Consider the following 16,556-nt stretch of genomic DNA (forward strand, 5'->3'; position numbering starts at 1 on the left):
GCCTTCGCCACGCATGAGCCTGATCCCGCCCCTGACCGAACGCCTCGACCGCCTGCTGCCGCAGACCCAATGCGGGCAATGCGGCTACGACGGTTGCCGACCGTACGCGCAGGCGATGGCGCGCGGCGAGGCAGGCGTCGACCGCTGCCCACCCGGTGGCGATGCCGGTGCACGCGCGCTGGCCCAGGTTCTGCGCGTACCGGCGATTCCTTTTGATCGTTCGCGCGGCGAGCACAAGGCGCCGCAGGTGGCGTTGATCGTGGAAGCCGACTGCATCGGCTGCACCAAGTGCATCCAGGCCTGCCCGGTGGACGCCATCGTCGGCGGCGCCAAGTACATGCACACGGTGATCGCCGATCTGTGCACCGGCTGCGAGCTGTGCATCCCGCCGTGCCCGGTGGACTGCATCGAGCTGGTGCCGGCCTAGCCACCAGACCAACCGGCGGTGGAGCGGCGGGGTAGAGTCGGCTGTTAGTCGACTGCTCTTCGTTCCGGCGGCGCAAAACCCCGCGCTGCGCGCGACAGTCGACTCTACCCCCCCTCCACTGCTGGGAGGTGACCTTGCCGTTACGGCACTGCCGCCGTCACCACGATCTCGACCTTCCAGTCGGCGTGGGCCAGCTTGGCCTCGACCGTGGCGCGCGCCGGGGTCGCACCTTCCACCACCCACTCATCCCATGCCTTGTTCATACCGTCGAAATCGGCCATGTCGGCCAGGAACACTTCGGCGCGCAACACGTGCTGGCGATCACTGGCCACCAGCGCCAGCAGCTTGTCGATCTCGGCCAGCACCTGCCGGGTCTGCCCGGTGATGTCCTGGCTGGTGTCTTCCGGAATCTGGCCGGAAAGGTAGGCGACCTTGTTGTACACGGTCATTTCGGACATGCGCGGTCCGACGTCGTAACGCTCCATCATGGGCGTGGCTCCTGCGGGTGATCAGGCCTGCATTGTCCTCCAAACCGGTCAACGATGGGTGCAGGGCAGCCATCCACACACGGTCACTACCGGCTTCCGACAGCGACGCTGGTCAAATGCCAGCGACAGGCGCACGATGCGCCACGGCTGCATTGACACCGCCCTCGCCCTCCCTGACGCACCCTTGCGCCGATGACCGAAACCACCGACCCCGCCACCGCTCCCTCCACCCCGGCATGGAAGCGGGTCCTCACCATCGTCATCCCGCTGCTGATCCTTGCGTTGGCGCTGCACGGCCTGGCCAACGAGTTCGATGAGAACGGCTACCGCGCCATCCGCCATGCCTTCCACCAGCTCAGTGGCACGCAGATCGCGCTTACTGTCGTGCTGGGCCTGGCCAGCTATGCCTGCCTGATCGGCTTTGATGCCATCGGCCTGCGCCGCAGCGGCATCCGCGTGCATCCGGCGCGCATCGGCATCACCGCGTTCCTGGCACACACGCTCGGCCAGACCGTGGGCTTTGCCGCGCTCACCGGCGGTGCGGTGCGCCTGCGCGGCTACCGTACCGCCGGCCTCGACCTGGCGCAGATCGGCCAGGTCGTGCTGATGAGCACGCTCGGCTTCGTGTTCGGTGCGTGGCTGCTGATCAGCGTGGCGCTGTGCATGGAACCGGCGGCAGCGGCGCTTGCCCTGCCGCTGGACCCGGATGCGGTGCGCGTGGTCGGCATCGTCGCGCTGCTGGCCTATGCGGCCACCCTGCTACTGGTCGGCCGCGATGGACGCCAGTTCAGCGTGTTCGGCCATGCGCTGTGGCTGCCCGACCGGCGCACGATGATCGGGGTGACCGTGCTCAGCGTGATCGAGCTGGTGCTGGCCAGTGCCGCGTTCTATGTGCTGCTTCCGGACTCGACGCCGACCGGCCTGCCCGGCTTCGTCGGCCTGTACCTGGTCGCGGTGCTGGCCGGCCTGGTTTCGACCGTGCCCGCCGGCCTCGGCGTGTTCGAATGGAGCCTGCTGAAGCTGCTGCCACAGGTGGCACCGGCTGCGGTGCTGGCGGCGGCGTTGATCTACCGCGTCACCTACTACGTGCTGCCCCTGCTGCTGGCCACCCTGCTCGCGCTTGCACCCGCGCTGCGCCAGCCGCTGCAGGCCAGTGCCGGGGCAACCCGTGCCGGCTGGAACGCGCTGCGCCCATGGTTGCCGCAGATCATCGCGCTGGCGGTGTTCAGCATCGGTGCTGCGCTGGTCATCGACGGCACGTTGCCCACGCCGCGCCGTCACCTGGTCAACGCATCACTGCCGATCCTGGAAACGTCCCATCTGATCGGCAGCCTCAGCGGCGTCGCCCTGCTGCTGATCGGCCAGGGCCTGGCCCGGCGCAGCCATGCCGCATGGATGCTGGCGATGGCCGTGTGCGTGATCACCCCGTTGCCACTGTGGCTGCGCGGTGGCCAACCGTTGATCGCGGTCTCCGCCCTGCTGGTGGCGATGGCGCTGTGGGCCGCACGCCGCGAGTTCTACCGCCAGGGCGCGCTGCTCGATGAAGCATGGTCGTGGCCATGGCTGCGCAACCTCGGCCTGGTACTGGTGGCGGTCACCTGGCTGTTGTTCTTCACCTACAGCCATGTCGAGTACCAGAACGAGCTGTGGTGGCAGTTTGCGATATCCGGCAACGCACCGCGTGCGCTGCGTGCGCTGCTGGTGGTGGCGATCGCGCTGGTGATGTTCGGCCTGGCGCGGCTGCTGCACAGTACGCGCAGCCCGCTGCCAGCCGCCGACGAGGCCACGCTGCAATCATTGGCGCCGGTACTGGCCGGTGCCACCGATACCCAGGCCTGCCTGGTACTGACCGCCGACAAGGCGGTGCTGCGCGATGATGCGAAACAGGGCTTCGTGATGATGCAGCGCTACGGCGGTTCGCTGATCGCGATGGGCGATCCGGTCGGCCCGCCTGATGTGGCGCGCGCGCTGATATGGCGCTTCCGCGAGGAAGCTGACCGGCTCGGCCTGCGCCCGGTGTTCTACCAGGTGGGCGAGACCTACTGGCAGACCTATCTCGACCTGGGCCTGGGCCTGGTCAAGCTGGGCGAGGAAGCGATCGTGCCCTTGCACGACTTCGGCCTGGAAGGCCGCGAACGCGCCGATCTGCGCCAGGCCTGGAACCGTGGCAAGCGCGGGGGCCTTTCGTTCCGCGTGGCACCGGTGGAAGAGATTCCCAGCCTGCTTCCCCGCCTGCACGCGATCTCCAACGCGTGGCTGGAAGACAAGGCCGGCGACGAGAAGGGTTTCTCGCTGGGCAGCTACGATCCGGATTACCTGGCGCGCTTCCCGGTGGCGCTGGTCGAAGCCGAGGGCCAGATCGTGGCATTCGCCAACCTGTGGCAGGCACCGGCCGGTGCCGAGCTGTCGGTGGACCTCATGCGCCACGTCAACGAGGCACCGAAGGGCACGATGGACTTCCTGTTCATCGAGCTGTTCCTGTGGGGCCGCGCGCAGGGCTATGCGCGCTTCTCGCTGGGCATGGCGCCGCTGTCCGGGCTGGCCCAGCATCGCCTTGCTGGTCGCTGGAACCGACTGGCCGGCCTGCTCGCGCGGCATGGCGAACGCTTCTATGGCTTCAGTGGCCTGCGCCGCTTCAAGTCGAAGTTCGACCCGCAGTGGCGACCGCGCTATCTGGCAGCACCCGGCGGCATGCATCTGCCGGCCGCGTTGCTGGATGCCACGCGCCTGATCTCGCTGGACCCGCGGCGTAACTGAAGCCCTGAGCCGCCGGGCATGGCCCGGCGCTGCAAACCACCCGGTAGGTGTCGACCTTGGTCGACACGGCGGCGACAGCGTTCGGGCGTGGCCCGGCGCTACGCCCCGCCCTTGAGGATCACTTCGGCCAATCGGTCGTAATCACCATTGAAGTGATGGTCGCCCGGCAGCTTCACCTTCTGCACGCCGTCGTTGGCCGGCAGGCCGGGGCACAGCGCGTCGTCATCCTTGTCGCCATACACGCAGAGGGTCTTCGCCGCCGGCAGCTTCGCCACTTCCGGCGCGATCGGCAGACCATCGCCGCCACCACCCAGCCAGTTGCTGACGTGGAATTCAAAGTCGGCCTTCCTGCCTACCGACAACAGCACGATACGATCCAGCGCTGCGCGGGTATCGGCATCGAGCTGGTTGATGGTGGCCGGCAGCACGTCGGCACCCTGCGAGAAACCGATCAGCATCACCTTGTCGCGATGCCACTGCTGGCGGTAGTGATCGATGATCTTCTGCAGGTCAGTGGCAAATCCCTTCGGCGTGCGTTCGCTCCAGAAGTAGCGCAGTGAGTCGATGCCGACCACGGCCACGCCATGCTCGTTGAGCGACGATGCCACGTCCTTGTCCAGGCCGGCCCAGCCGCCATCGCCGGAAACGAACACGGCCAGCGTGTCGCCATTACCGGCAGCGGGTACTTCCACTATCGGCAGGCCCTTCAGCGCGGCTGGTGGCGGTGCCAGGCTGACGCCGGCCTGCGCGCCGATCACCCGCGCCGCCGCCACCAGGCCGGGTGAAGCATCACCGCGCGCGGTGCGCTTGAACTCGCGTGCCATCGCCACCTGCTGCACGAAGCGGCTGGCCTCGCCAACCTTGCAGCCATGGTCGCCGGCGGCGCTCAGCCACGGGGAATTCAACTCGGCAGGCTGCAGCTTGTTGTGCTTCACGCCATCGCCGCAGACCATGCGCTCGTGGCTGCGATCCGGGCAGAAGCCAGTGGTCAGCAGGCCGGCGAACACTTGGGTGTCGGCCTGTGCGGCCAGCGTGTAGGCCATCTCGGCGCCTTCACCATCACCACCGACCAGCGGCAGGTGGTAGCCAGGCAGGTGCAGGGAGGCCTGCAACCAGCGCGAGAAGTTCTCGACGTCGCCGGAACCGAACGAACAGGTCGGATTCCCCTCGCGCTTGAGCACGCTGCGCAGATGCGCGATGTCCACGGCAGCGACCATCGCGCCATCGGCACGCAGGGCCTCGATCGGAAGGCGGCTGGTATCACCACCGGCGGTGGGTTCATGGAACCAGATCACCACACGCTGCGGCGTGCCAGCCGGCATGTGCACCGGAATCTGCTCGAACCGCCCGTGGCTGAACTGCTGCACGTTGGCCGCCGCCATTGCCGGCAGTGCTGCCAACGCCAGAACCACACCCATTGCCCTGCCCAGCCCTGCACGCTTCATGTCGCATCCCCGATGGAATGCGCACACGATACGCCGCCGCCGCGTGCACGGCACGTACCGGCGCAGGCCGTTGGGGATTCAGTGGGCTACGGCCCGACGGCTGCGCCGGTACAGGGCCATCGCCAGATACAGCAGCCAGCCAACGATCACCGCGATCACCACTTTCTGTCCCAGCCCACGCGGTGGTCCACCACGCCACAGCACATGCAGCCACAGCAGCACGAAGGCCAGCCATGCCCAGCCCCAGAGCAGGCCCGCGGCGGACTGCCAACCCGGTTCGCGGCGCAGGTACCAGGCCTGCAGCAGCATGCCGACGCTGGCACACAGGAACGCGGTGTTGGCTGCCAGTCCATGGATGAACGGTGCAAGCAGCGGGGTCGCTTCAGGCAGCCAGCTGTCACCGATGGCGACCGTCGCCAGCCCCAGCGCAGAGACAGTGAACAACAGCGGCGCCGCCGCACTGCGGCGCGGCCCGATGCTGCCGCGATACAGCGCAATGCCAAGCGCCGCAATGGCCAGCGCCAGCAGGCAGTAGGCAGCGCGCAATGCCAGGCCCCACGGCCCGTGCAGGTACAGGCTCAAGGTTGCCCGCACCCAGTCCAGATCACTGCGCGCGACCTGGGTCCACAGCGCGGTGGTCACGAACAGCAGCAGCGCCACCAGTGCCAGCACCGCCGCCGGACGCGCACGGCTCATGGCGTTGCCTCCGGATGCCGCGTCTTCCACTCGGCCAGCGCCTTGCGATAGCGCTGCAGCTCATCGGCATACAGATCCAGCACGCACAGCGGACAGCCGCTGCCACAGCACTCGTTGGGACCGGGCTCTTCGGGGGGCAGCGGGCGGGGGTCGGGATCAGGGACGGACACAGTGGGAAGCGACAATCGGTGAGAGCAGGCCCAAGTGTACCGGTCCAGCTCAGCGGGCCAGCTGTCGACGCAGGTTTTCCCGAGCCGCCGCATCCAGACGCTGGTGGAAGAAGTCACTGAGGAAGATGCGCGGCGCCCGCAGCAGCCCCTGCAGGAAACGGCGACGCCCGGCGCGGTACAGGAAGCCCGGCACGACCCCTTTGTACTCTTCGGCCACGCCACGATCGTAGGCAGCGAACACCGGCTCGGGCGCGGCCAGGATCGCCATGTCGCAGTCCAGGAACAGCGCGGCCTCGGCATCAACGTCGTCCGGGCCCAGATCGCCATGGCGGGCTGTCAGCAGGATCAACTGCTCGACCCGCGCGGCGTCGACGCCGGCCAGTTCCGGGGCCCGTGCGATTGCCTGCAGGGCCAGCGCCGCCGAACGCGCTTCGTTGTCCTTGCGGCCCGCCACATAGATCGCGTCGTGGTAGAGCACGGCCAGGTACACCTCGGCGGGCCTCTGCCAGCCCGGGCCGTCAGCCACGTCCTGGCAGTGCTGCAGCACCGCGCGTACGTGTCCGAAGTGGTGGTAGGCGCGGGGCGGCGTTGCGTAGCTGTCCTGCAGCGCCTGCCACTGCGCAGGAGCCAGCGTCAGCGGAGAGAAATCCATACCCGGATCATCCCGCCTGCGCAGCCCCGCGGCAAGCTGATGGTTTTTTCACCACATACTCACAACGCTTGCCCGGTGAGGCCTGGACGCGGTTGTCCACAGCTTTGTCGAGCGCTGGTCCACATCGGTTGTGGATGAAACGCCGTACCGGCCACGCGCCGACCAACGGTCACTGCAGCGCGGCGCCGCCGGGTCTACACTCGCTGCAGGCGGGAGCGCCCGCCGCTGCCGGGAACTGTCATGTACCGCCCTGCCGCCCGCATCTTCGTCGTGGTCCTGGCCGCTTTGATGGCCGCGCCGCTCTGCGCACAGAACCACCCGCGCACCGATGCACTCCCGCCCATCGGAAGCGTCACCCCGGTGGAGGTCCCCTCACCGGAACAGGTCTTCGCGATTCCTCCCGCAATGCGCGCGATGCTGCAGGCGCAGGTGATCGACCGCAGTTCATCGCGCGAGCAGCGGCTGCAGGCACTGGTGGAAATGATCTTCGGCCGCCAGGGGCTGGACCTGCAGTACGACGCGAACGCGACCTACACCGTGGACGAAGTCTGGCAGCAGCGCCGCGCCAACTGCCTCGCCTTCACGCTGATGTTCGTGGCACTGGCGCGCGAGGCTGGCATCCAGGCCCGCGTCCAGGAAGTCGGCCAGGTCGTGTCCTGGTACCAGGACCAGGACGCCGGCGTGGTCTACAGTGTGGGCCACGTCAACGCGGGCGTGGAGATCGCGGGGCGTTACGCCACGGTCGACCTCGATCGCAACGTACTCTACGACCGCCACGGCCCGCAGCCGGTCAGCCGCGCGCGTGCACTGGCCCATTTCTACAACAATCGAGGTGCCGAACGCATGGCCGAAGGAGACCTCGTCGGCGCCCGCGCGTTCTTCGATGCCTCGGTCGTGCAGGATCGCGCGTTCCCCTCGGTCTGGAACAACCTGGGTGTGCTCGACAACCGTGAGGGCAACACCGATGCGGCGCGGCAGGCACTGGACCGCGCCCTGCGCCTGGACGGTCGCCAGGATGCGGCGCTGACCAATGCCAGCGCGCTGTATCGGCAGCTTGGGCTGGATGCGCAGGCCAAGGCCCTGGAGCGACGCTTGAAGTCGGTGCAGCGTGAGGACCCGTTCGCGCAGTACATGCTGGGCACGCAGGCCGAGCAGGCCGGAAAGCTGGCCGAAGCCATCCGCTATTACCGGCAGGCCGTGCGCCTGTATGACACCGCGCACCAGTTCCACTTCGGGCTGGCGCGCGTGTATTTCCTGTCCGGGCAGCTTGAACGCGCCGACCGTGAACTGACCCGCGCGCAGCTGCTGGGTGGTGCACCGGAGCAGGCACGCTACCAGGCCAAGCTCGACAGCCTGGCCCGCTGGCGCGCGCAGCAGCAGGCCAGGCGCTGAGACCGATCAGGCCTTCTTGAGGAAGCAGGTCTTCAGGACCAGGCCCTTGATCTTGTCCGAGTTGCCTTCGATGTGCTCGGCATCATCTTCGACCAGGCGGATGTTGCGGATCACGGTGCCCTGCTTCAGCGGGATCGAAGACCCCTTCACCTTCAGGTCCTTGATCACGGTGACGGTGTCGCCGGCCTGCAGGGTATTGCCGTTGCTGTCACGCACGACCAGGGTCGAACCGGCACTTTCCTCGGCGGTCCATTCGAAACCGCAATCGGCGCAGATCCACAGCGCGCCATCGGCATAGGTGTTTTCCAGGGTGCACTGCGGGCAGGCGGGAACAGACGACATCGGCAAGTACCTCAAAGTGAATCAACAGCCGCCATTGTAACCGCCCGGTCCGGGGCCCCGGCTCCCTGGCAGGTGCCCGGCCGCCGCCATGACCGCGGCTGGAGCAGCCGTGACGCTGGAACTTGCAGTCGGCGACGAACTGCAGCAGAGTGCGCGGCCCCTGACCGCCCCCGGAACTCCCCATGCGCCTCGGCATCGACTTCGGTACCAGCAACTCCGCCGCCGCCATCGTGCATGAGGGGAAACTGCTGCCGATCCGTTTCGGTGACGCCGAACAGTTCCGCACCAGCGTGTACTTCCCCGGCGTGGTGCCCGACCCGGACGACTTCCAGCTCGACGACGGCCAGGAACACCAGCTGCAGCAGATGATCGATAGCGCCGCGCGTGCAGCCCGTGCCGCCGGCCAGGAACGCACGCCGCAGGCGCTGCGCCGTGAAGCCCTGCGCGCCCTGCGCCGTGAATGGATGGAGGCCCGCGCCGGCAAGGAACGCAGCGCCAGCGACCTGCTGCAGAACGCGGTCTACGGCGACGACGCGCTGGAAGCCTATTTCGAGGAACACGAAGGCAACCTGGTGCAGAGCCCGAAGTCGATGCTGGGCTACAACCTGCACCCACGCGCGAAGCAGACCATCACCGGCATCGCCGCGCACATCCTCGAACACATCCGCCTGACCGCCAGCGCCCAGCTTGGCCAGCCGCTGCGTGCCGCTCTGCTCGGCCGCCCGGTGCAGTTCCGCAGCTCGATCGGCGCGGCCGGCAATGACCAGGCACTGGATATCCTGCGCGAGGCCGCCACCCAGGCCGGCTTCGACCAGATCGATTTCCTCGAAGAACCCGCCGCGGCGGCCATGCACTACCACGCCGAAAGCCGCGAGCGGCACCAGGCGGTGATCGTCGACATCGGCGGCGGTACCACCGATATCGCGCATGCCGAAGTCGGTGGCGACGACGCCCCGCGTATCCACCGCGCGTGGGGTATCGCCCGCGGCGGTACCGACATTGATCTGGCGCTGAGCCTGTCCAGCTACATGCCGCTGTTCGGCCGCGGCATCACCCGCGTGCCCGCCCACCACTATGTGGAAGCAGCCACCGTGCAGGACATGACGCGCCAGCGCGACTTCCGCCAGCACAAATACGATCACGTCGACGAGCCGTGGGGCGGGCGCCTGCAGGCCCTGCAGGACACCGGCAATACCGCCCGCCTGTACCGCGATGTCGAACGCGCCAAGATCGCCCTCAGCGCCGCCAGCGAGCACCGCAGCACGCTGGACTACATCGCCCGCGACCTGCATGCCGACAGCAGCGCCGATGGCCTGGCCGCCGCCGCCCACGGCTACCTGGAGCAGATCCGGGAACTGCTGGCCCAAGTCCGCAGCGACATCGGGGGCGACCCGGATGCGGTGTTCCTGACCGGCGGCATGTCCCGTGCCGGCTACCTGCGCCAGGCCGTGGCCGAGGCCTTCCCGGGGGCCCGCATGGTCCACGGCGAGCCCTCGCTGGGCGTGGTCCAAGGCCTGGCGTTGGCGGCAGCCAGCCAGGATTAACAAAACGTTACGCGGTCTAAGTTACTCTTGGTCGGCTAGAACCCCGCTGCACCTTCCACCGGCCACGCCGGTGTGTGTCCACGGTGCAGCCTGGCCCGCCCTGCGGGCCTAGCGGCCATGCCTTCCTGGCTCGTTCATGGTCCGCGCAGCACCTGAGCCGCCATCGAGACCCGCTTTGGGCACCCGCCAGGCCCCTGTGGCCTTACAACCTGACGCAGCACCTGCACCCATCGACTGCCGCCGTTGTGACGCGGTCTGTTGCCGGCTGCCCGTGCTGCTGCAGCCCGGCGACCACGTGCCTGGCCAGTTCCTGTCACGCGACACCCACGGCCGTGCCGTGATGGCGCGCAACGAGGAAGGCTGGTGCGCGGCGATCGATCCCTATCACCTGCGCTGCACGATCTATTCGCAGCGCCCGGCGATCTGCCGCCAGTTTTCGATGGGCGGCGATGACTGCCGCCGCGAGCGGCAGGATTACCTGCGCCAGGCCGACGCCTGGGCGCTTTCCTCCCCTTCCACCTGACAGGAGCAACCATGCCCCGCAAGGCAAAGACCCCCGCGAAGGCCAGCAACAGCATCCGCAGCGAACGCAAGGGCGCGGCCGCCAGCACCGTGGTCAGCAGCGATTCGATCGCTTCGGACCTGGCAGCGTTCCGCAAGGCCGGTGGCAAGATCGAAGTCCTCGGCACCACCTGGGCGCTGAAGAAAGCCAGCTGACCCAGTACCGACCGCGGCGGCGCTGCCGCCGCGGCCTGCCGGACCGTGCTCAGCGATCCAGGCGTACCCGCACACTGCCCGAATGCGACTGGATGCGGATGTCTCCATCGCCGCCCCCCAGACGCGTATCGAGATGGCTGCCCGGCCCGTAGCGCGGCCGCTCCACCTGACCGGCGTCGCTGTTGATCGAGCCGCTGAAGCTGTTCACCGACAGCTGTGCCGACACCGTGCGTGGCAGGCTCAGCGTGACCGAGGCACTGACCGATTCGACATTGATGCGGCCGCCGGGCGCCAACCCGGCCGCTGCCAGATCGATGCTGCCCGAAACGGTTTCCACCGCCAGTCGCTGCACGCGCCCGGCGTCGACCTCGACCCGTCCGGACACCGTCTGCGCACCGATATCACCGGACACGCCGCCGCCGGCCTCGATGCGGCCACTGACGGTGTTCACATCCAGCTTCGGCGTCTGCAGGCGTGCGCTGACGCTGCCACTGACCGTGTTGAGCTTGCTGTCGCCACTGCGGCCAGCCGCGCTCAGGCTGCCGCTGACCGTGTCGGCCTGCAGCCGTCGCACATCGATACCACTGATGTCCTGGCTGGCGCTGACCGTGCTCAGCAGCAGCTCCACCGATCGCGGCACGTTCAGCACCAGCGTTGCACCACCGCTGTTGCTGCGGCGCGGATATTCGATCTCCCAGCGCACACGGTTGGCGCTTTTTTCCTGGCGCAACTGCAGGCCGTCGCTGAGCGTGCCGGTGAGCTGCACGTCATTGCGGTCCCAGCCACGCACGGTCACCTTGCCGGCCACGTTGCTCAGCTCGATGCGACCGCCCGCAGCCAAGGTGTGGCGCTCGTCGATGCGGGTGTCGGCCAGTGCCACGGCAGGGGTCAGCAGCAGCGCGACGCAGCAGGAAATCAGGGTTCGGGTCATGGGGGTCTCCTCAGGTCGTCAGGCCGGACTCGGCGGCATAGGCCGCCTGCCGGGTCAGTTCCAGCCGCAGCGCATAGGTGCGCTTGAGCTGGCCAAGCAGGTGCGGCGCACGCGGGTCCTGCGCCAGGGCGGCACGGATCTGCGCCGCGCTTTCATCCAGTTCATGCAGGGCCGGTTGCCATTCCGGCGCCCGTCCATCGGGCAGCGAAGCGACGGCCTGCTGATACTGCTCGGTCATCGCCGCGGCCTGCAGCTGCAGGGCGGACGGCGCCGGCGTATCCGGCTGCGCATGCCGCCACGGCGCCACCGCATACAGTGCCAGGCTGGCAGCCAGGGCAGCGCCGGCCGGCAACCACCAGCGGCGCCGCGAACGCACCGGCAGGACCACCACGTTGTCCGTTGGCGCGGGTGCTGCCTGCGATTCACGCGGCGGCAGCCGGGCGGACAGGCGTGCCCAGCCATCGGCGGGTACATCGCGCTCGTTCGGCAGCGCGCGCAGCCGGACCAGCAGGTCGTGATCGGAATCGTGTTCGTGTGTACTCATGTCATGTCTCCCAGCCGTGCGCGCAACAGGCCGCGCGCACGATGCAGCTGTGCCTTGGAACTGCCGACAGCCATCTGCAGCTGCTCGGCGATTTCCTGGTGTTTCCAGCCTTCGATATCGTGCAGCACCAGTACCGCACGCGCCCGTGGTGGCAGTGTCGACAATGCGCGCTCCAGGTCACGCTCGGTACCCGCGCAACGGTCATGCACCGCCAGTTCCAGCAGGCCGCCATCGACATCCTCCAGACTGTCGTGATCCTGCCCTGCGGCGCGACCACGCAGTTCCATCAGTGCGGCGTTGACCCCCAGCCGATGCAGCCAGGTGGACAGGCTGCTCTCGAAACGGAACCCTGGCAGGGCTTTCCAGGCCTGCAGGAAGGCCTCCTGCAGCGCATCCTCGGCACGTGCCTGCTGGCCGCCACACAACCGCCACAGGACAGCGAATACACGCGGCGCGTGACGCCGGTACAGCAGTTCGTAGGCAGCGGTGTCGCCGGCGGCGGCCGCCCGCACCAGGGCGGGTTCGTCGACGGCGTCGTTGGCGGCAGGCAGCGCGGGCATGGTGGTGTCGAGCATATCGCTTGGATGCGGCGACCCGGGAAAAGGTTTAGAGCCGATCGACGGCCGATGCCATGCAACCTTTTCGACGGCTGCTGCATCCATGGAAGGTCCTTCGCGAATCTGCCGTCCGGGAGTCCTGCCATGTCCAGCCCTTCCTGCGCCGCCCTGCTGGTGATCGCTGCTTGCGTCCTGCTGCAGGCGCTGGGCCTGTCACTGCAGCTGCGCCCCGACAACGGCCGCGCCTGCCTGCATCAGCACCGCCAGGAGCTGGTCTGCCTGGCCTGGACCCCGGCGGTCGAATCCCCCGCACGCGCCGGGTAACATCGAGGGCCGTTATTGCCACCCGTCGTCGCCCCCATGATGTTGTCGCTGAAGGATCACCTGCCGGCCTGGACCTACCCTTGGCTCCACGACGCGGGTATCGCCGTGAAGATCCTGCTCACCCTGCTGGCCGCGTGGCTGCTGCGGGTGCTGGCACGGCGCTTGATCCGCCGCTTCGCCGAGCACTACACGCTGCCACCGGAAATGGTGATGGGCGCGCGCCGGATCACCAGTTTCGTGGTCTATTTCAGCGCAGTGCTGTACATCCTCAGCCTGCTCGGCGCATCGCCGTCGGTACTGTGGACCGCGTTCACCGGCTTCGCGGCGGTGGGTGCGGTGGCCTTCTTCGCGGCCTGGAGCGTGCTCTCCAACATCTTCTGCACGCTGCTGATCTTCACCACGCGCCCATTCCGCCTGCATGACTACATCGAGGTGCTGGAGAACGGCGAGAAACCGGGCCTGAAGGGCCGGGTGATCGACGTGAACCTGATCTACACCACGCTGCAGGAGACCGGCGACGGCCACGAGGGCACGGTACTGCAGCTGCCGAACAACCTGTTCTTCCAGCGCACGGTGCGGCGCTGGCGCGACCCGGCGCAGGCCCCCGGCGGCATCCAAGGCGACGGCTGAGGGAGGTTCTTCTTTGCAGGGCTGCACCCTGCACCTGCAGAGGCCGAAGCCGAAGCAAGATCAAGAGCGGCATTCCGTGGGATGGCGGGGCGGTGTGGGTGGTCAGGACACGCCGTAAACCCGTCCATGGGGGCTCGATGGCGCCATCCATGGCGCCAACGGTCCTGCCCACCCACACCGCCCCACCTCTGACAGATTCCGCGCGCTGTTGGTGGGTGCCGACCGTTGGTCGGCACATCTGTCAGATATCGATAGTCAAAATTGAATCCGACCCCGTGCCGACCAACGGTCGGCATCAGCAGCGGGTTCCAACAGATCGCGGAAATCTGTCAGAGGCGGGGCGGTGTCGGAGTGCGGGGTGTCCGCGGCATGATGCCGCGGCCAAGGCTCCATGGACGGGTTCACGGCGTCCCCGCACTCCGACACCGCCCTGCCAACCCACGGAATGCCAGCCTTTGATGTTGACGTTGCTTCTGCAGGTGCAGGGCGCAGCCCTGCAATAAAACACCCCTTACCTCAGCTGGCTGTCCTTGCTGCCACGCCGGTTGTAGCCGGCATGCGCCTGTTCTTCGTCGTCATGCGCCTGCTGGCACGCCACGCACAGTCGAACACCAGGCACAGCCTGGCGCCGCGCCAACGGGATCGGCGCGTCGCATTCCTCACAGTGTTCCAGACCAGGGCCCTGCCGCAGCTGGCGCCGCGCGCGGGCAATCGCATCGTCGACGGTGGCGTCGATCTGGTCCTGGACCGCGCCGTCTCCCGCCCAACCGGTGGCCATGGCCATCCTCCGCAGGTGTGTCGCCTGATATGGGGACGATACACCCGCGCACAAAGGAGCAGACCTGTGTTGAGCCGAGCCATGCCCGGCTGATCTTCAGCAATCTGAGCAGAACGTGGAGGGCTTCAATCAGGTCGATCGCGACTTAATCCCCTCCGTCCCCTTTTCGCTTACCAGACCAGGTCGTCGGGCACCTGGAACTGCGCGTAGTAGGCGTCGTCCTCGGCGTTGCCGGTGGAGATCTCCGCGGTCGAGCCCGGCTGGCCGTGGTCGACGATGATCGCTTCCGGGGCGCGCTCACGCACCTTCTCGGCAGCAGCACGTGGCAGCAGCGCGTAACCGTCGCCGTGGGCAACGATGACCAGCACGCCCACCGACAGCGCCTTGCGCAGCTTGGGGTCGATCAGCAGGGTGCGGATCGCCGCGCCATCGCTGAAGCGGTACTCGTCATCGCCCTTGTGGGGCACGGCATGGGCCGCGATGATCTGCTTCGCCTGCGCCTTCTGTTCAGCCTGCCTGGCCTGCGCATTGCGCTCGGCGGCCAGCGCGCGGTCGCGCTCGACCTTCTCGGCACGGGCCCGTTCAGCCTCGCGCTGGACGTCGGCCGAGGTCGATTCGGCCTTGCCCTGCCGGGCCTTGGCCTGCTCGCGCGCGGCGGCGCTGGCCTGCGACTTCTTGGCCAGGCCGGCCTTGAGCAATTGTTCCTGCAGCGCGTTGGGCTTTGCCATGGTCGGTGCGTACCGCGTGTAATCTTGGATGCCCCATTCTACCGACGCCCCGCCGCCCCTGCATGGCAGTCCTGAAGTACCTCACCGGCTATCCCGAACCCCTGGTCGCCCAGGTCAGCGAACTGTTGGCGCAGGGCAAGCTCGGCCCCTGGCTGCAGCAGCGCTACCCCGACCCGCATGAAGTGCGCAGCGACCGCCAGCTGTACGACTACACCCAGGAGCTGAAGGACCGCTACCTGCGCAAGTCGGTGCCGCTCAACAAGGTCTGCTACGACAACACGCTGGAAGTGATCAAGCACGCGCTGGGCACTCATACCGCCATTTCCCGCGTGCACGGCGGCCGCCTCAAGGCCAGCCGCGAGATCCGCATCGCCACCGTGTTCCGCCAGGCACCAGCAGCGTTCCTGCGCATGATCGTGGTACATGAGCTGGCCCACCTGAAGGAAGCCGACCACAACAAGGCCTTCTACCAGCTGTGCCAGCATATGGAGCCGGAGTACCTGCAGCTGGAGTTCGATACCCGCCTGTACCTGACCGAGCTGGCCAACCGCGGCCAGCGCTGACCGGCCGCAGCAGCTACACTGCGCGCCCCCTGCCCGACCTTGCCGCCATGGAACCGATCCGTCTCGACAAACGCCTGTCCGCCCTGCTCGGCATCCCGCGCGGCGAAGCGCGACGCTACATCGAAGGCGGCTGGGTCACGGTCAACGGCGAGGTGGTGGAACAGCCGCAGCGCCCGGTCGATGACAGCGCGGTGATCGTCGTAGCCGAGCAGGCCAGCGATGAAAAGGCCGAACGGGTCAGCATGCTCCTGCACAAGCCGGCCGGCGTTGCCGCCGAGACTCTCTGCGCGCTGGTCAGCAGTGACAGCCGCAGCGAACTCGATGCCAGCGACATCCGTCCGCTGCAGCGTCACTTCCATGGCCTGCAGCTGGCCGCCTCGCTTCCGGCCAGCGACAGCGGCTTGGTGGTGGTCAGCCAGGATCCGGCCACGCTGGCCCATCTGCAGCGCAATCTTGGCCGCACCGAACAGGAATACCTGATCGAAGTGGCCGAAGGCGGCCCGGAGCGTGGGCCATGGCTGATGGCGCGTCTGCAGCAGGAGGCCGGCGGCGGCAAGGTCAGCTGGCAGAGCGAACAACGCCTGCGCTTTGCCGGCAAGGGGCTTACCGCCAAGGGCCTGCGTGCAGCGGTGACAGCCGCCGGGCTGCAGGTGACCGGGGTGCGCCGCCTGCGTATCGGACGCGTGGCGCTGGGGCCGCTGCCGCCGGGGCAGTGGCGCTACCTGGGCAGCGACGAGCGGTTCTGAGGTGTGCGGGTCAGAGCCCTTTCCTGTGGAATGGGATCCGACCCCATCGGTGACGCCCCCTCGGGGTGGGATCCCGTGCCGAAGGCAAGGGCTCTGACCCCCTGTCGATCCTGCAGGCATTCCTT

At 67.9% G+C, this 16,556-nt stretch carries 21 protein-coding genes; 10 read left to right on the forward strand and 11 right to left on the reverse strand.

Features of this window, described 5'->3' with window-relative positions; genetic code table 11:
* Window positions 1–13: 13 nt before the first annotated feature.
* Window positions 14–427 carry an Rnf electron transport complex subunit RnfB gene (rnfB, locus tag AC5P67_RS05105; protein ID WP_012480943.1) on the forward strand — a complete coding sequence of 138 codons (414 nt, stop codon included), beginning with the start codon at window positions 14–16 and terminating at the stop codon, window positions 425–427.
* Between the two features lie 140 nt (window positions 428–567).
* Here the strand turns inward: rnfB and AC5P67_RS05110 are convergent, their stop codons facing one another.
* Window positions 568–915, reverse strand: coding sequence for a RidA family protein (locus AC5P67_RS05110; RefSeq protein WP_005410556.1), 348 nt, complete (start codon window positions 913–915; stop codon window positions 568–570).
* 192 nt (window positions 916–1,107) lie between these two features.
* On the opposite strand from AC5P67_RS05110, the gene mprF reads away from it, so the two are divergent.
* The gene (mprF, locus tag AC5P67_RS05115) at window positions 1,108–3,672 is read left to right on the forward strand and encodes a bifunctional lysylphosphatidylglycerol flippase/synthetase MprF (RefSeq protein WP_005414230.1); all 2,565 of its coding nucleotides are present in this window, start codon (window positions 1,108–1,110) and stop codon (window positions 3,670–3,672) included.
* Between the two features lie 98 nt (window positions 3,673–3,770).
* On the opposite strand, the gene AC5P67_RS05120 is transcribed toward mprF, so the two are convergent.
* The 4 genes from AC5P67_RS05120 to AC5P67_RS05135 all read right to left on the reverse strand — a co-directional run bounded on the left by AC5P67_RS05120 (window position 3,771) and on the right by AC5P67_RS05135 (window position 6,635).
* Window positions 3,771–5,117 (reverse strand): virulence factor family protein, encoded by a 1,347-nt coding sequence (locus AC5P67_RS05120; RefSeq protein ID WP_223846435.1) that lies wholly within the window; start codon window positions 5,115–5,117, stop codon window positions 3,771–3,773.
* Between the two features lie 78 nt (window positions 5,118–5,195).
* Window positions 5,196–5,813 carry a DUF998 domain-containing protein gene (locus AC5P67_RS05125; RefSeq protein ID WP_043035448.1) on the reverse strand — a complete coding sequence of 206 codons (618 nt, stop codon included), beginning with the start codon at window positions 5,811–5,813 and terminating at the stop codon, window positions 5,196–5,198.
* A complete protein-coding gene (locus AC5P67_RS05130; protein ID WP_012480947.1) occupies window positions 5,810–5,998 on the reverse strand; it encodes an oxidoreductase-like domain-containing protein in 189 nt (62 codons plus the stop codon). Before AC5P67_RS05130 ends, AC5P67_RS05125 begins: the two co-directional genes overlap by 4 nt.
* A 34-nt stretch (window positions 5,999–6,032) precedes the next feature.
* Window positions 6,033–6,635: an HD domain-containing protein gene (locus AC5P67_RS05135; protein ID WP_005410561.1), complete on the reverse strand. Its 603-nt coding sequence runs from the start codon at window positions 6,633–6,635 to the stop codon at window positions 6,033–6,035.
* A 240-nt stretch (window positions 6,636–6,875) separates the two neighbouring features.
* Here AC5P67_RS05135 and AC5P67_RS05140 point away from each other — a divergent pair, with 240 nt between their 5' ends.
* On the forward strand, window positions 6,876–8,027 hold the full coding sequence (locus tag AC5P67_RS05140; RefSeq protein ID WP_043035446.1) for a transglutaminase-like domain-containing protein: 1,152 nt from the start codon (window positions 6,876–6,878) through the stop codon (window positions 8,025–8,027).
* A 6-nt stretch (window positions 8,028–8,033) separates the two neighbouring features.
* On the opposite strand, the gene AC5P67_RS05145 is transcribed toward AC5P67_RS05140, so the two are convergent.
* Entirely contained in the window at window positions 8,034–8,369 is a 336-nt protein-coding gene (locus AC5P67_RS05145; RefSeq protein ID WP_005414225.1) for a zinc ribbon domain-containing protein YjdM, read from the reverse strand.
* 182 nt (window positions 8,370–8,551) lie between these two features.
* Between AC5P67_RS05145 and AC5P67_RS05150 the strand changes: the two genes are divergently transcribed.
* From AC5P67_RS05150 to AC5P67_RS05160, 3 genes are all read left to right on the forward strand, one after another.
* Window positions 8,552–9,913, forward strand: coding sequence for an Hsp70 family protein (locus AC5P67_RS05150; protein WP_012480950.1), 1,362 nt, complete (start codon window positions 8,552–8,554; stop codon window positions 9,911–9,913).
* Between the two features lie 229 nt (window positions 9,914–10,142).
* Complete coding sequence (locus AC5P67_RS05155; RefSeq protein WP_053462562.1) at window positions 10,143–10,436, forward strand: YkgJ family cysteine cluster protein; 294 nt, start codon at window positions 10,143–10,145, stop codon at window positions 10,434–10,436.
* A gap of 11 nt (window positions 10,437–10,447) precedes the next feature.
* Window positions 10,448–10,630 carry a hypothetical protein gene (locus AC5P67_RS05160; RefSeq protein WP_005410566.1) on the forward strand — a complete coding sequence of 61 codons (183 nt, stop codon included), beginning with the start codon at window positions 10,448–10,450 and terminating at the stop codon, window positions 10,628–10,630.
* Between the two features lie 49 nt (window positions 10,631–10,679).
* Here the strand turns inward: AC5P67_RS05160 and AC5P67_RS05165 are convergent, their stop codons facing one another.
* From AC5P67_RS05165 to AC5P67_RS05175, 3 genes are read right to left on the reverse strand one after another with little or no spacing between them, the layout of a single operon-like run.
* Window positions 10,680–11,561: a DUF4097 family beta strand repeat-containing protein gene (locus AC5P67_RS05165; RefSeq protein WP_005410567.1), complete on the reverse strand. Its 882-nt coding sequence runs from the start codon at window positions 11,559–11,561 to the stop codon at window positions 10,680–10,682.
* Window positions 11,562–11,571: 10 nt separating this feature from the next.
* On the reverse strand, window positions 11,572–12,105 hold the full coding sequence (locus AC5P67_RS05170) for a hypothetical protein (RefSeq protein WP_065183439.1): 534 nt from the start codon (window positions 12,103–12,105) through the stop codon (window positions 11,572–11,574).
* Entirely contained in the window at window positions 12,102–12,680 is a 579-nt protein-coding gene (locus tag AC5P67_RS05175; RefSeq protein ID WP_133050371.1) for an RNA polymerase sigma factor, read from the reverse strand. Before AC5P67_RS05175 ends, AC5P67_RS05170 begins: the two co-directional genes overlap by 4 nt.
* A 126-nt stretch (window positions 12,681–12,806) precedes the next feature.
* Between AC5P67_RS05175 and AC5P67_RS05180 the strand changes: the two genes are divergently transcribed.
* On the forward strand, window positions 12,807–12,986 hold the full coding sequence (locus AC5P67_RS05180) for a hypothetical protein (protein WP_024958248.1): 180 nt from the start codon (window positions 12,807–12,809) through the stop codon (window positions 12,984–12,986).
* A gap of 36 nt (window positions 12,987–13,022) precedes the next feature.
* On the forward strand, window positions 13,023–13,616 hold the full coding sequence (locus AC5P67_RS05185; protein ID WP_005410571.1) for a mechanosensitive ion channel family protein: 594 nt from the start codon (window positions 13,023–13,025) through the stop codon (window positions 13,614–13,616).
* Window positions 13,617–14,127: 511 nt separating this feature from the next.
* On the opposite strand, the gene AC5P67_RS05190 is transcribed toward AC5P67_RS05185, so the two are convergent.
* Together AC5P67_RS05190 and AC5P67_RS05195 are read right to left on the reverse strand one after the other, a co-directional pair.
* The gene (locus AC5P67_RS05190; RefSeq protein ID WP_005414219.1) at window positions 14,128–14,394 is read right to left on the reverse strand and encodes a DksA/TraR family C4-type zinc finger protein; all 267 of its coding nucleotides are present in this window, start codon (window positions 14,392–14,394) and stop codon (window positions 14,128–14,130) included.
* 170 nt (window positions 14,395–14,564) lie between these two features.
* Window positions 14,565–15,122, reverse strand: a complete 558-nt coding sequence (locus AC5P67_RS05195) for a DUF2058 domain-containing protein (RefSeq protein WP_062607877.1) — start codon at window positions 15,120–15,122, stop codon at window positions 14,565–14,567.
* A gap of 62 nt (window positions 15,123–15,184) precedes the next feature.
* Between AC5P67_RS05195 and AC5P67_RS05200 the strand changes: the two genes are divergently transcribed.
* Both AC5P67_RS05200 and AC5P67_RS05205 read left to right on the forward strand, forming a co-directional pair.
* The gene (locus AC5P67_RS05200; RefSeq protein WP_005414217.1) at window positions 15,185–15,685 is read left to right on the forward strand and encodes a M48 metallopeptidase family protein; all 501 of its coding nucleotides are present in this window, start codon (window positions 15,185–15,187) and stop codon (window positions 15,683–15,685) included.
* A 47-nt stretch (window positions 15,686–15,732) separates the two neighbouring features.
* The gene (locus AC5P67_RS05205) at window positions 15,733–16,431 is read left to right on the forward strand and encodes an RNA pseudouridine synthase (RefSeq protein WP_197634514.1); all 699 of its coding nucleotides are present in this window, start codon (window positions 15,733–15,735) and stop codon (window positions 16,429–16,431) included.
* The last annotated feature ends 125 nt before the right edge of the window (window positions 16,432–16,556 follow it).

This window comes from Stenotrophomonas sp. YJH_SMC_21 (assembly GCF_059369555.1).